The organism is Stenotrophomonas sp. 220_Sma (assembly GCF_056487375.1).
This window is the reverse complement of the sequence record NZ_CM151348.1, coordinates 3246867-3259351: the sequence shown is the minus strand read 5'-3', so window position 1 is coordinate 3259351 and position 12485 is coordinate 3246867. Positions and strand designations below refer to the sequence as shown.

The 12485-nt window shown below is 64.3% G+C and carries 12 protein-coding genes; 4 read left to right on the top strand and 8 right to left on the bottom strand.

The annotated features are described in order from the left end of the window. The first annotated feature begins 29 nt into the window (after window positions 1-29). The 3 genes from ACZLIB_RS15330 to ACZLIB_RS15320 all read left to right on the top strand — a co-directional run bounded on the left by ACZLIB_RS15330 (window position 30) and on the right by ACZLIB_RS15320 (window position 2969). Window positions 30-911 (top strand): DUF3298 and DUF4163 domain-containing protein, encoded by an 882-nt coding sequence (locus tag ACZLIB_RS15330; protein ID WP_478468061.1) that lies wholly within the window; start codon window positions 30-32, stop codon window positions 909-911. A gap of 19 nt (window positions 912-930) precedes the next feature. Beyond that, window positions 931-2046, top strand: a complete 1116-nt coding sequence (cfa, locus tag ACZLIB_RS15325; RefSeq protein ID WP_049398775.1) for a cyclopropane fatty acyl phospholipid synthase — start codon at window positions 931-933, stop codon at window positions 2044-2046. Between the two features lie 161 nt (window positions 2047-2207). Then, window positions 2208-2969 (top strand): hypothetical protein, encoded by a 762-nt coding sequence (locus tag ACZLIB_RS15320; protein ID WP_182266411.1) that lies wholly within the window; start codon window positions 2208-2210, stop codon window positions 2967-2969. Between the two features lie 198 nt (window positions 2970-3167). On the opposite strand, the gene ACZLIB_RS15315 is transcribed toward ACZLIB_RS15320, so the two are convergent. Continuing rightward, window positions 3168-5336 (bottom strand): M3 family metallopeptidase, encoded by a 2169-nt coding sequence (locus tag ACZLIB_RS15315; protein WP_478468060.1) that lies wholly within the window; start codon window positions 5334-5336, stop codon window positions 3168-3170. Window positions 5337-5466: 130 nt separating this feature from the next. Between ACZLIB_RS15315 and ACZLIB_RS15310 the strand changes: the two genes are divergently transcribed. Beyond that, complete coding sequence (locus tag ACZLIB_RS15310; protein ID WP_132810485.1) at window positions 5467-5946, top strand: glutathione peroxidase; 480 nt, start codon at window positions 5467-5469, stop codon at window positions 5944-5946. A 77-nt stretch (window positions 5947-6023) separates the two neighbouring features. Here the strand turns inward: ACZLIB_RS15310 and ACZLIB_RS15305 are convergent, their stop codons facing one another. The 7 genes from ACZLIB_RS15305 to ACZLIB_RS15275 form a co-directional block, all read right to left on the bottom strand. Then, complete coding sequence (locus tag ACZLIB_RS15305; protein WP_478468059.1) at window positions 6024-6803, bottom strand: ferredoxin--NADP reductase; 780 nt, start codon at window positions 6801-6803, stop codon at window positions 6024-6026. Between the two features lie 79 nt (window positions 6804-6882). Next, entirely contained in the window at window positions 6883-8754 is a 1872-nt protein-coding gene (locus ACZLIB_RS15300; RefSeq protein WP_107433037.1) for an ABC transporter ATP-binding protein, read from the bottom strand. A 96-nt stretch (window positions 8755-8850) separates the two neighbouring features. Next, the gene (locus ACZLIB_RS15295; protein WP_478468058.1) at window positions 8851-9672 is read right to left on the bottom strand and encodes a hypothetical protein; all 822 of its coding nucleotides are present in this window, start codon (window positions 9670-9672) and stop codon (window positions 8851-8853) included. A 66-nt stretch (window positions 9673-9738) separates the two neighbouring features. Beyond that, window positions 9739-10188, bottom strand: a complete 450-nt coding sequence (locus ACZLIB_RS15290; protein WP_012511595.1) for a carboxymuconolactone decarboxylase family protein — start codon at window positions 10186-10188, stop codon at window positions 9739-9741. 172 nt (window positions 10189-10360) lie between these two features. Next, entirely contained in the window at window positions 10361-10825 is a 465-nt protein-coding gene (locus ACZLIB_RS15285) for an Imm26 family immunity protein (protein ID WP_478468057.1), read from the bottom strand. Between the two features lie 161 nt (window positions 10826-10986). Beyond that, a complete protein-coding gene (locus ACZLIB_RS15280; RefSeq protein ID WP_478468055.1) occupies window positions 10987-11451 on the bottom strand; it encodes a hypothetical protein in 465 nt (154 codons plus the stop codon). A 57-nt stretch (window positions 11452-11508) separates the two neighbouring features. After that, window positions 11509-12393: an RNA polymerase sigma-70 factor gene (locus ACZLIB_RS15275; RefSeq protein ID WP_478468053.1), complete on the bottom strand. Its 885-nt coding sequence runs from the start codon at window positions 12391-12393 to the stop codon at window positions 11509-11511. Between the last annotated feature and the right edge of the window lie 92 nt (window positions 12394-12485).

Sequence of the window (12485 nt, the reverse complement as noted above, 5' to 3'; positions counted from 1 at the left end):
GGGCCACGCTTCAGCCATGGCAGGCGATGATGTACAAACATGAACAGGGGATCCCGATGAAGATTGGAAACAACCGGCCATTGCACGGCGGCGTGCTGGCCGGCGTGGTGGGCGTGCTGTTGCTGGCCGGTTGCCAGCGTGAAAGCGAGCCGGCACCGGCGACCGACGCGGCGCCCGCCGCCGAAGCCACCGCCGCAGGCGAAACGCCGGTCACGGAAGCGCCGCTGGACCTGCGCGACGTGATCGAGAACAACGAACGCGAAGTGGTGGGTATCAGCTACCCGGCCGGCATCGACCGCTACCCGGGCCTGGCCCGCGCGCTGCAGAGCTATGCGACGAGTGCGCGCAGTGACCTGCAACAGGCGCTGGACGGGCTGGGCAATGACAAGCCGACCATGCCGTACGAGCTGTCGCTGAGCTTCGAGAAGCTGCTGGAAACCCCGCAGCTGGTGGTGGTCAGTGCCGATGGCAGCCGCTACACCGGTGGCGCCCATGGCGAACCGCTGGTGGCCCGATTCGTGTGGCTGCCGCAGCATCAGCAGATGCTCAGCGCCGAAAAGCTGGTGGCCGATGCCAAGGGCTGGAAGGCGATCAGCGATTTCGTCGCCGACCAGCTGCGTGAACGCGTGGCCACCCGCCTCAGCGGTGAGGACATGGATCCGGCCCAGCTGCAGGAATCGCTGCGCAACGCATCGCGCATGATTGCCGACGGCACCGGCCCGCAGGCCGACAATTTCAGCCAGTTCCAGCCGCTGACCGACGACAAGGGGCAGATCACCGCGCTGCGCTTTGTTTTCCCGCCGTACCAGGTGGGTCCATACTCGGACGGCACCCAGACCGCCGATGTACCGGCGGCGGTGCTGTTGCCGCACGTGGCCAAGGACTACGTGGAGCTGTTCGCACGCGGTTGACCGCAGTCGAGGAGGTGGCGTGGATACAGGGTTGCAGGAGCGGGTCGCCGGCCTGCTGCAGGAAGCCGGGGTCCGCATCGGCGGTTCCCAGCCACAGGATATCCAGGTTCATGACCCGCGCTTCTTCGCGCGGGTCATGGCGCACGGCTCGCTTGGCCTCGGCGAGAGCTACATGGACGGTTGGTGGGATGCCAACGTCCTGGATGAATTCCTTGTCCACCTGATGCAGGCGCACCTGGACGAACGGGTGCACGGTTGGCGCGAAGTGGCCGATGCACTGAAGGCGCGCCTGTTCAACCTGCAGGTGGGACAGGGCAGCTACGAGGTGGGCCGCCGCCACTACGACCTCGGCAATGATCTCTACCAGGCCATGCTGGGCCAGCGCCTGGTCTATAGCTGTGGCTACTGGCGCAATGCCGGCGATCTCGACGCCGCGCAGGAAGCCAAGCTTGACCTGGTCTGCCGCAAGCTGGGCCTGCGCCCGGGGCAGCGTGTGCTGGACATCGGCTGTGGCTGGGGCGAAGCCCTGAAGTTCGCCGCCGAGCGCTACGGTGTCAGTGGCGTCGGCGTGACCATTTCGCAGGAGCAGGCCGAGTTCGCCCGCGAACTGTGCGCCGGCCTGCCGATCGAGATCCGCCTGCAGGACTACCGCGAACTGCACGAACCGTTCGATGCGATCTTCTCGATCGGCATGTTCGAGCACGTCGGCGACAAGAACTACGCCAGCTTCTTCGAGGTGGCCAGGCGTTGCCTGTCACCGCGCGGTCTGCTGCTGTTGCACAGCATCGGCACCAACATCTCGCGGCATCGTACCGACCCGTGGATCGCGCGCTACATCTTTCCCAACTCGATGCTGCCATCGGCGGTGCAGATCACCAAGGCGTTCGAGGGCCGCTTCGTGCTGGAGGACTGGCACAACTTCGGCACCGATTACGACCTGACCCTGCAGGCCTGGCGGCGCAACGTGGAAGCGGCGTGGCCGCGGCTGGATGCACGTTATGACGAGCACTTCCGGCGCATGTGGCGCTTCTACCTGGCCGGGTCGATGGCCACCTTCCGTTGCCGGCACGCGCAGCTGTGGCAGCTGGTGCTGTCGCCGGAAGGCGTGCCGGGTGGGTACGTGGCGCCACGTTGAGGCTGCACTTCTGCCCTGCGCGACCGATGGTGCGGATCGTGGAAGAAGCGACATCGCTTGACGTCATGCGCGAGCGTTGTCGGCGCTGTGCCTGGCTGGGGTGACGTGGGCGCTAAACTTGTCGACCAGCGGCATCACCGCTTCACTGAAGGCATCGCAGCATGGGTTGGGACATCACCTATCATCCGATTGCGGAATCCGAGATCCGTGACATCTATTTCCGTGCGCTGGAGGATGGCGCGCTGGTCGCCGAGCTGCAGCAGCGGTTCCAGATCGAGCCGTTCTACATGGAGCAGCTGCAGGAGCGCATCGAGGAGGCTCGCTCGATCAGCGCAGAAGTGCCTTTCGAGAAGGGGCACGCTTTGTACCTGGCGATCGTGGCCGGCCACCTTCGGCGGTATCACTATCTCCGCGGGAGCGCCCTTTCGTTTTTCATCGACGATCCGGTGGTCGCCCGCTATTTCGCGGACTGGCGGCAACTGGTGCCGTTGCAGTGGGCGGATGCTGCCGCCGGCAACCATCTACGTGAAAACTATGGTGGTGGCGTGTTCATCACGCATGCCCGGCTGAAGCAGTTACGCGCTGATCATGCAGTGGACAGCGCACTGGCTGCGCGCCTGGAGGAGCTGTTCTCCGATGGACGCCTGGTCGTTTTCTGGCGTGTTGTCGATGACGCGATCGCCAGCGGATGCGGATTGCTGGAGGCCAGCGAGGTGGTCGAGCCGAACCCGATGGATCTCAATGCATCGACCAGCTTGAGCAATCTGCTGAACTGCGCGCCGGATGGCGCGATGCTGTATGCGGAGGCCGCGGCGGCACAGCTGGCGGAGTTCGTGGCAGCGCACCCGGATATCGCATCGACTGCCGCTGCCACGCCCGGTACGCCGAAAGGGCGGTGGTGGGAGCGACTGTTTCGGCGGTGACCGGAGAGCATCCACGCATGGCGTGGATCTACTGGTGGGTGCCGACCGTTGGTCGGCACGATCCATTCGCGCCACGAACCCCGGCATCATCGATCCACACATGACGCACTCCAGTAGATCCACGCCATGCGTGGATGCCCCAACAAAAAACCGCCCGGTCTCCCGGGCGGTTTTCGTTTCAGGCTACCGCGCGGGCGATCAGTTGCCGGCGCCGGTCAGGCCACGCTTTTCCAGCAGCGGTTCGATCTGCGGCTCGTGGCCGGCGAAATCGCGGAACAGCTGCATGGCATCCACGCTGCCGCCCTTGGACAGCAGGGTGGCGCGGAAGTGGTCGCCGTTCTTGCGACTCAGGCCGCCGTTGTCCTTGAACCACTTCTGGGTGTTGGCGTCGAGCACTTCCGACCAGATGTAGGCGTAGTAGCCGGCCGAGTAGCCGCCCATGATGTGGCTGAAGTACGGGGTCTTGTAGCGCGGCGGAACCGGCGCGTAGTAGATGCCGTCCTTCTCCAGCGCGGCGCGCTCGAAGGCCATCACGTCCTTGGCGGCCGGCACCTGGTCGGCGCCGATCTGGTGCCAGCGCTGATCAAGCATGGCCGCACCCAGGTACTCGGTGGTGGCGAAGCCCTGGTTGAACTTGGCAGCGGCCAGCACCTTGTCCAGCAGTGCCTGCGGCATCGCCGAACCATTCTGGTAGTGCTTGGCGTAGTTCTTCAGGATGACCGGATTATCCGACCACATTTCGTTGACCTGCGAGGGGAACTCGACGAAGTCACGCGGCACCGAAGTGCCCGAGAAGTACGGGTACTTCACGTTGGAGAACATGCCGTGCAGGGCGTGGCCGAACTCGTGGAAGGTGGTGTTCACCTCATCCCAGGTCAGCAGGGTCGGCTGGCCGGCCGGCGGCTTCGGGATGTTCAGGTGGTTGGCGACCACCGGCTTGAAGCCGGTCAGCTTGGACTGCGAGACGTAGGAGTTCATCCACGCACCGCCGCGCTTGGAGGCGCGTGCATACGGGTCGAAGATGAAGATCGCCAGCTGGCTGCCGTCAGCGTCGAACACGTCGTAGACGGTGACGTCATCGTGGTAGACCGGCAGGTCGGTGCGCTGCTTGAAGGTCAGGCCGAATTCCTGGCCGGCGGCGTAGAACACGCCGTTCTCCAGCACGTTCTTCATCTCGAAGTACGGCTTCAGCTGCGACTCGTCGAAGTTGTACTTGGCCTGGCGCACCTTCTCGCTGTAGAAGGCCCAGTCCCACGGTTCCAGCTGGAAGGTCGGCTTGCGCGCGGCCTTCTGTTCCTTGTCGATCATCGCCTGCAGATCGGCGGCTTCGCGCTTGGCGTTGGCCACGGCGGCCGGAGCCAGCTTGCCGAGCATTGCGTTGACCGCTTCCGGGGTCTTGGCGGTCTGGTTGGTCAGGTTGTAGGCGGCGAAGTTCGGGTAGCCCATCAGCTTGGCCTTGTCGGCACGCAGCTGCATGATGCGCGAGACCAGCGCGGTGTTGTCGAACTCACCGCCGCGGCTGCCGCGAGTGGTCGAGGCTTCGTAGATCTTCTGGCGCAGGGCGCGGTTGGCCAGGTTGGTCAGCGGCGGCTGGCCGGTGGTGTTGAGCAGGGTGATCACGTACTTGCCTTCCAGGCCACGAGCCTTGGCGGCTTCGGCGGCGGCGGCGATCTGCTCCTTGGACAGGCCGTCCAGCTCCTTGACGTCGTCGACGGTGATCGCCGAAGCGTTCACTTCCGACTGCACGTTCTGGCTGAACTTGGTGCCCAGGTTGGCCAGCTCGGCGTTCATCTCCTTCAGCGTGGCCTTGTCAGCCTCGGACAGCTTGGCGCCGGCGCGCACGTAGTTGTCGTAGTACTTCTCGACCAGGCGCACGCCTTCGGCGTCCAGGCCCAGCTGGCTGCGGGTGTCGTACAGCGCCTGGATGCGGGCGAACAGCTTGCCGTTCAGCGCGATCGCATCGCTGTGCGCGGCGAACTTCGCCGAGTAGTCGGCCTGCAGCTTCTTGCGGGTGTCGTTGGTATCGGCGCCGACCAGGCTGAAGAACACGGTGGTCGCACGGTCGAGGATGTCACCGCTCTTTTCCAGGGCGATGATGGTGTTGTCGAAGGTCGGCTTGGCCTTGTTGTTGGCGATCGCCTCCACTTCCTTCAGCTGCTGCGCCATGCCGGCGTCGAAGGCCGGGGCGAAGTCGCTGTCCTTGATCTTGTCGAACTGCGGGAAGTGCAGCGGCAGCGGGCTTTCGGCGAAGAACGGATTGGCCTGCTGGGCATGGGTGCTGGCAGCCGGGGTGGCGGCGCCGGCCGAGAAGGCGGGCAGGGCAAGGCCGAGGGACATGGCCACGGCAAGGGCAAGGCGAGTGGTCAAGGTAGGAACTCCGGTAAGGCAAACAAGGGCCCGAGGGTAACCCGGCCGGCGGCGCCTGCACTTGTGTCAAAAGGCATGTTGCCGGGGCCGGGCGCGGGTACCATGCATTCACCGCCCACGGCCCGCTGCCATGACCACTGCCTACGATTTCAGCTTCCGCGACCTCGACGGCCAGCCGCAGGCCCTGGCCCGGTACCAGGGGCACCCGTTGCTGCTGGTCAATGTCGCCAGCCGCTGTGGCTTCACCCCGCAGTACACCGGGCTGGAACAGCTGTGGCAGGAGTATCGCGAGCGTGGCCTGGTGGTGATCGGGTTCCCATGCAACCAGTTCGGTGCACAGGAACCGGGCGACGCCGCGCAGATCCGCCAGTTCTGTTCGCTGGACTACCCGGTCAGCTTCCCGCTGTCGGAGAAGATCGAGGTCAACGGCGACGGGGCTGATCCGTTGTGGGCATGGCTGTCACGCGAGAAGCGCGGCCTGCTGGGTAGCGCCCGCATCAAGTGGAATTTCAGCAAGTTCCTGGTCGACCGCCAGGGGCAGGTGGTGTCGCGGCATGCGCCCACCACCAGGCCGGAGCAGCTGCGCGGCGAGATCGAAGCGCTGCTGTGAGATGAACCCCAAAAGGGGACGGAGGGGATTAAGTCGTTTGTGCACAAACGACTTAATCCCCTCCGTCCCCTTTTTGCTTATTTCTCGACGAACGCGCGCTCGAACACGTAGTGGCCCGGCTGGCCGATACGCGGCGAGACCTGGAAGCCACGGGCATCGAGCACGCTGCGCAGGTCGGCCATCATCTGCGGGCTGCCGCAGATCATCGCGCGGTCGTTCTCCGGGCTCAGCTCCGGCAGGCCGAGGGTGCGCTGCATCTCGCCGCTTTCCATCAGCTGGGTCAGGCGGCCCTGGTTGGCGAACGGCTCGCGGGTGACGGCCGGGTAGTACAGCAGCTTGTCGCCGATCATCTCGCCGAGGAATTCATGCTCACGCAGTTCCTTCTCGAAGTAATCGCGGTAGGCCAGGTCCTTCTCGTAGCGCACGCCGTGGCAGAGGATCACCTTCTCGAAGCGCTCGTAGGTTTCCGGGTCCTTGATGACCGACAGCCACGGCGCCATGCCGGTGCCGGTGCCCAGCAGGTACAGGTTCTTGCCGGGGTGCAGATCGCTGATCAGCAGGGTGCCGGTGGGCTTCTTGCCGACCAGCACCTTGTCACCCGGCTTGATGTGCTGCAGGCGCGAGGTCAGCGGGCCGTCCTGCACCTTGATGCTGAAGAACTCCAGGTGCTCTTCCCAGTTGGCGCTGGCGATGGAATACGCGCGCAGCAGCGGCCGCGCCTCGGTTTCCAGGCCGATCATCACGAACTGGCCGTTCTCGAAGCGGAAACCGCTGTCGCGGGTGAGGGTGAAGCTGAAGTAGGCATCGGTCCAATGACGGACCTCAAGCACCGTTTCGGCGCCAAAAGCGGAGGACATGGGCGTATCTATCGGAAGTCGTCGGGGGGATTCTATCTCAAATGAGACAGGTTCTCATTAGGCGGAACGAGAGGCGTTCTCAGCGGTAGCCGGCCGCCTGCAGCTCGAACAGCTCGGCGTAGCGGCCGCCCTGGGCCATCAGCTCTTCATGGGTGCCACTGGCCTCGATCCGGCCATCGGCCAGCACCAGGATGCGATCGGCCATGCGTACCGAGGAGAAACGGTGGGAAATCAGCACTGCGGTGCGATTATCCGCCAGTTCCCTGAACCGCTGGAACACCTCGAACTCACTTCGCGCATCCAGCGCCGCCGTTGGCTCATCCAGGATCATCACCTGCGCATTGCGCATCCATGCACGGGCGATGGCGATCTTCTGCCATTGGCCACCGGACAGGTCCACGCCCTGCTTGAAGCGGCGACCGATCAGCTGGTTGTAGCCGCCGGGCAGGTCGTCGATCACTTCCTCGGCCATGCCGCGCCGCGCGGCGTCGGCGATGCGTGCCTGGTCGTCCATCGCCTCGACCTGGCCGACGCCGATGTTTTCGCCAGCGCTGAGGTTGTAGCGCACGAAGTCCTGGAAGATCACCCCGAGGTTGGCGCGCAGGTCGTCCAGGTCGTAGTCGCGCAGGTCGCGCCCATCGAGCAGGATGCGGCCCTCGTCCGGTTCGTACAGCCGCGCCAGCAGCTTCACCAGCGTGGTCTTGCCGGCGCCGTTCTCACCGACCAGCGCCAGTACTTCGCCGGCCTGCAGCTGGAAATCAAGGTGGCGCACCGCCCATTGCTCGGCATCCGGGTAGCGGAAGCCGACGTTCTCGAACACGAAGCCCTGGCGGATCGGCTGCGGCACGCGCACTGCACCTTCGCGCGAGTGGATTTCCGGCTGGATCTGGAAGAACGAGAACAGGTCATCCAGGTACAGCGCCTGGCTGGCCACCTGCGAGAACCCGATCAACAGGCCCTCCAGCAGCTGGCGCAGACGCAGGAAGCTGCCGGCGAGGAAGGTCAGGTCGCCGATCGAAAAGTCGCCGCGCACCGTGCGCCAGGCGATGTAGGCGTAGGCGGTGTAGTAGCCCAGCGTGCCCAATGCGGCAAGCAGCGTGCCCCAGAACGCGCGGCGCCGGGCCAGGGCGCGGTTGGCCTGGAACAGCGCCACCGACAGGCGCCGGTAGCGCTCCACCAGGAAGCGGTGCAGGTTGTAGATCTTCACTTCCTTGGCCGTTTCCACGCTGGCGCCGAGCTGGCGCAGGTAGTCGAGCTGGCGGCGCTCGGGCGTCCACTGGAAGTTGAGGCTGTAGCCGGCCGCGTTGAAGTGCGATTCGCCGATGAAGGCCGGCACCAGTGCCAGCGCCAGCAGGAGGATCAGCCACGGCGCGTAGACCAGCAGGCCGACGGCGAGGCTGGCCACGGTGATCGCATCCTGCACCTGGCCGAACAGCTGGCTCATCAGGTTCATCCGGCCCATGGTCTGGCGCCGCGCACGGTCCAGCTTGTCCTGCAGGTCCGGGTCTTCGAAGTCCTCCAGGTCCAGCGTTGCCGCATGTTCCATCAGCCGGATGCTGGTGACGTTGGCGAACAGTTCCGAGAGCAGGGCATCGGCGTAGCTGACCAGCCGGCCGAGCAGATCCGAGGCGATGGCCAGGCCGAATTCCAGCGCCAGCAGGCCCAGCAGCGGATTCAGTATGCCGCTGGACAGTGCTTCGCCCAGCGGCGGGAAGCCAGCGTCGTGCTGGCTCAGGTGCAGGGCGCTGTCGATGATCAGCTTGCCGACGTAGAGCATCGCCACCGGCAGCAGCGCACGGATCAGGCGCAGGCCAAGGCTGGCCAGGGTGAGCGCGGGGCTGGTCTTCCAGACCATGCGCAGGAACGGTGGCAGGTTGCGCATCGCCCTGAAGCGCTGGCGCAGGCTGGGTTTCTTCGCGGCGGCAGCGCCAGCGGTGGGGGTAGCAGGCATGTGCGTATTGTGCGCGCCCTGCGCGTGGCGGAGGCATGAACGGGGCGCATGCCTGCCATGCGCCGGCAGGGCAGCGCGTCGGCGCTGCCTGCGCGCTCAGTCCAGCGCAGCCAGCAGCGCAGGATGGTGAGCGAACCAGAAGCGCAGGGCCCCGCTGTCGATGCCGTAGGCGCCTTTCCAGAAATCGACGGGATAGCTCCAGTCCGAAGAGCGCGACGTGCGCGGTGCCAGGCCGACCCGGGTGAAGCGTTGCGCCAGGCCGGGATGCTCGGGGGTCTGCAGCAGCCCGGCATGGCCCAGGGCATCCAGCAGGTGACGCGCCTGCTCGACGGACAGTTTCAGGCCCGGCAGCGCGCGCACGCGTTTGACGATGATCGACGGTGTGTCCTTGGCGTCGCTCTCGTGGTGCAGCAGCCGCAGCAGTGCCACCAGTGTGCTCATGTCGCCGGGCGCCCGTCTGGGCGTCAGATTGTGTTGTTCCAACAGGAAGGTGATGGCGTTTACGCTTCCGCCGAGCACGACCCCGATGTTGTGGCGGACGCGCGCCCAGGTGGTCGGGTCGAATCTGCCTTCGCGGACCTGGCCGCAGACCGCACAGGCGAGGCTGGGGTGTGGCTGCTCCTGATGCCTGGGGAAGTGCACCATGAACGCATACGCCGACAGCCCGGCGCGCAGGTCGCTGCGGTTCTCCTGCACGCCGAGGATGAAGTTGTCTGCCACATGCTGGCGGTCGGCGCGGGCATAGGCGGCGAACATCCGCATCTGGAGGGCCTCATGGCCCGGATGTTCGACGGGCCACAACAGTCCATGCCGTTCAAGCGTCGACAGGAGTTCGGGCGGCGCGGTGTCCCGCTCCCGGTACTGGGTCAGCGCCTTCAGCGCCTCCTTGCTGGGCGTGTCGGGGGCTTCGTCGGCCATGACGTTCGGATGCTTCCTGCGGGGCAGGTACAGTGCCCGGCGGTCCAGGCACTGTCAACGAAGCGCTCAGGGCAGCGGCGGCAGCAGGCCGGCGCCCAGCCGGTTCCAGGCATTGATCACCGCGATGCCCATGCTCAGGTCACTGATGCCCTTCTCATCGAAGTGCGGTGCCAGTGCATCGAACGCCGCCTGTGACGGTGCACCGTCGGTCAGCCGGGTCAGTGCCTCGGCCCAGCCCAGCGCCGCACGCTCGCGTGCATCGAAGAAACGGCTTTCGTGCCAGGCCGGCAGGGTATCGAGCTTGCGCGGCTCGATGCCGCCCTTGCGCAGCGTGGTGGCATGCATGTCCATGCAATAGCCGCAGCCGTTGAGCTGCGACACGCGCAGGAACACCAGTTCCATCAGGGTCGGATCAATCGAGCTGTCATGCACCGCCTGGCTGGTGGCCAGCAGGCCCTTGAAGGCTTCGGCGGCCAGGCGGGTGTAAGGGACGCGGGGAGAGGCGTGGTCGGACATTTTCGGCTCCACGGCGGCCACGATGGCCGCCTTTCACTATCAGGACGCCGTGCCGTCTGCGTTCGTGACGGAGATGGTCAAAAACGACAGTGTGAAGTACCCCGTGCAACTACATATGGTCGTTCAGTAGCGAAATGACGTGTATTCGAAGTCCAGCGCGGGAGTATCGGATCTACTTGATTTTCAGAAAGTCAGACTTCGAGTCATTGATGAGGTTCTTCAAGCCATCGTCGTCCCGTCTGAGCATCTCTGGCAGATCATCCCACTCCCCGTAGCGTTCTGCATTGACTAGCTGTCCTTTTACTATGACGAGACGAACATCAGGTCTGAAATCAATGATCTGCTTTCTGGGAGGAGCCCACGAAGAATCCTCATCTTCGAATGGGACTCTGCCAATTCGAGGCCATTCGCCTCTCTCCATGGCGACACGGAGCGATGCAACGTGCAAGTGGCATTCAAGTGTAGGAATCTCGTGCTCGCCTAGCATTCTGCCGTTTGAGATGAACGGAAGTATCGCGACATCAGGGTCTTGATAGGCCCGCACATAGCCAAAGATCAATTCATCAACTGATAAAGGAACAGCGAAGACGTCTCCGGCATTTATCCTGATTCTTCTTCTTGGTTTTTTCTGAATCATGGGTGGTAGCATCATTCTCCAAAGTGGAAAGATGTTGCCCTATTCCAGCCCGGTGGGCCTAACGGGCATCTTGAACCGCCTGCAGCTTGTGCGGATTCAGCACGCTGTACCCATTGGCGGTAAAGACTCTTGTAGTGGAATCAAGTCGTGATGCATCTCATTCAGGTGATCATTTGGAATTCGGGTGCTGACGTGAGAATCAATGCCTTCAACTGGTCAATGTTGGCTTTGATGAGCTCAGGAAGAGAGTCCCATTCGCCGTATTCTTTAGACGGGATAAAATTTCCCTTGACTACCACGAGCCTGACATCCGGACGGATCGTTGAAAGTTGCCTTCTTGGTGGTGCCCAAGTTGATTCTTCATTCGGAAAAGGAAAAGAGGCGATTCTGGGCCAATCACCTCTTTCAATTCCGGTGCGAGTAGTCAGTACATCCATGAAGCTCTCCAACGTGGGAAGCTCGCAGTCTCGGAGCATTCTGCCCTTTGAAATGAATGGAAGGATCGCTACGTCCGGATCTTGGTAAGTGCGCAAATAGCCAAAAACAAGCTCGACTTCATTGAGCGGTACGGCAAATACATCGCCGACGTTCACCTTGATCTTCTTTCTTGGCTTCTTGGGATTCATTGCCGTCAATTTCCTTTCCATTGCGCTGACAGATTGCCCAAACCCTAGTCCGTATGTCTAATCGGGGAGTTCACCTTGAAGACTCGGTAGCTTCTCCGGATTGAGCACGCTGTACACGTTGGCGATGCGGCCATCGACCACCTCGATGGTGGTGACCGAGTGCAGGCGATCACCGACAAAGCGCAGGATCGCCGGCTCGCCGTTGACGTAGCCCAGCTGGGCCGGATGCGCCGCGCCGCGGCGCGCGATGGCCCAGAACAGGCGGCCGATGCGTTCGGCGCCCAGCAGCGGGCGCACCGCTGCGGTGACCACGCCGCCACCGTCGGAGACCAACAGCGCGTTGGCGTGCAGCAGGGCCTGGATCGCTTCGCTGTCGCCACGCTGGGAAGCGTCCATGAAGCGCGCCAGCAGCTGCCGATGCTGGCTGGCGTCGGCGTTGAAGCGCGGTCGTCCGGCCTGCAGGCGCTGCCGGGCACGATGCACCAGCTGCCGGCAGTTGGCCTCGCTGTGGCCGATCAGGTCGGCGATCTCACGGTAATCGTGGTCGAAGGCTTCCTTCAGCAGGAAGGCGGCGCGTTCCTCGGGGCCGAGCTGTTCAAGCAGGGTCAGGAAAGCCACCGAGACATCGTCGGCAAACGCATGCAGCTGGGCGGGGCCGGGCGCCGGGTCGGGCTCCAGGGTGACCGCCAGTGGCTCGGCCAGCCACGGGCCGACGTAATGCACGCGCTCGCGCTTGGCTGCGCGCAGCCGGTCCAGGCCGAGCCGGGTGGTGGTGGTGACCAGCCAGGCTTCGGGGTCGCGGACGGCCGCCGGGTCGGCGCCGGACCAGCGCAACCAGGCATCCTGGACCACGTCTTCGGCGTCGGCGCGACTGCCGAGCAGGCGGTAGGCCAGCGCCATCAGGCGCGGACGGTGGGTCTGGAAAGCGGTTTCAGCGTTCATGTGGGCAAGGACGCCGCAGTGGCGCGTGGCGTGACAGAGGGTGTGCGTGGATAGTGCAGGCCAGCGGCCGGCACTACCACCCTGCGGCCGGG

What these genes read in the sequence shown, in the direction of transcription:
- ACZLIB_RS15330 (WP_478468061.1), top strand. Translation starts at nt 30, where the DNA reads ATGTACAAACATGAACAGGGGATCCCGATGAAGATTGGAAACAACCGG.
- ACZLIB_RS15320 (WP_182266411.1), top strand. Translation starts at nt 2,208, where the DNA reads ATGGGTTGGGACATCACCTATCATCCGATTGCGGAATCCGAGATCCGT.
- ACZLIB_RS15310 (WP_132810485.1), top strand. Translation starts at nt 5,467, where the DNA reads ATGACCACTGCCTACGATTTCAGCTTCCGCGACCTCGACGGCCAGCCG.
- ACZLIB_RS15305 (WP_478468059.1), bottom strand. Translation starts at nt 6,803, where the DNA reads ATGTCCTCCGCTTTTGGCGCCGAAACGGTGCTTGAGGTCCGTCATTGG.
- ACZLIB_RS15300 (WP_107433037.1), bottom strand. Translation starts at nt 8,754, where the DNA reads ATGCCTGCTACCCCCACCGCTGGCGCTGCCGCCGCGAAGAAACCCAGC.
- ACZLIB_RS15295 (WP_478468058.1), bottom strand. Translation starts at nt 9,672, where the DNA reads ATGGCCGACGAAGCCCCCGACACGCCCAGCAAGGAGGCGCTGAAGGCG.
- ACZLIB_RS15290 (WP_012511595.1), bottom strand. Translation starts at nt 10,188, where the DNA reads ATGTCCGACCACGCCTCTCCCCGCGTCCCTTACACCCGCCTGGCCGCC.
- ACZLIB_RS15285 (WP_478468057.1), bottom strand. Translation starts at nt 10,825, where the DNA reads ATGATTCAGAAAAAACCAAGAAGAAGAATCAGGATAAATGCCGGAGAC.
- ACZLIB_RS15280 (WP_478468055.1), bottom strand. Translation starts at nt 11,451, where the DNA reads ATGAATCCCAAGAAGCCAAGAAAGAAGATCAAGGTGAACGTCGGCGAT.
- ACZLIB_RS15275 (WP_478468053.1), bottom strand. Translation starts at nt 12,393, where the DNA reads ATGAACGCTGAAACCGCTTTCCAGACCCACCGTCCGCGCCTGATGGCG.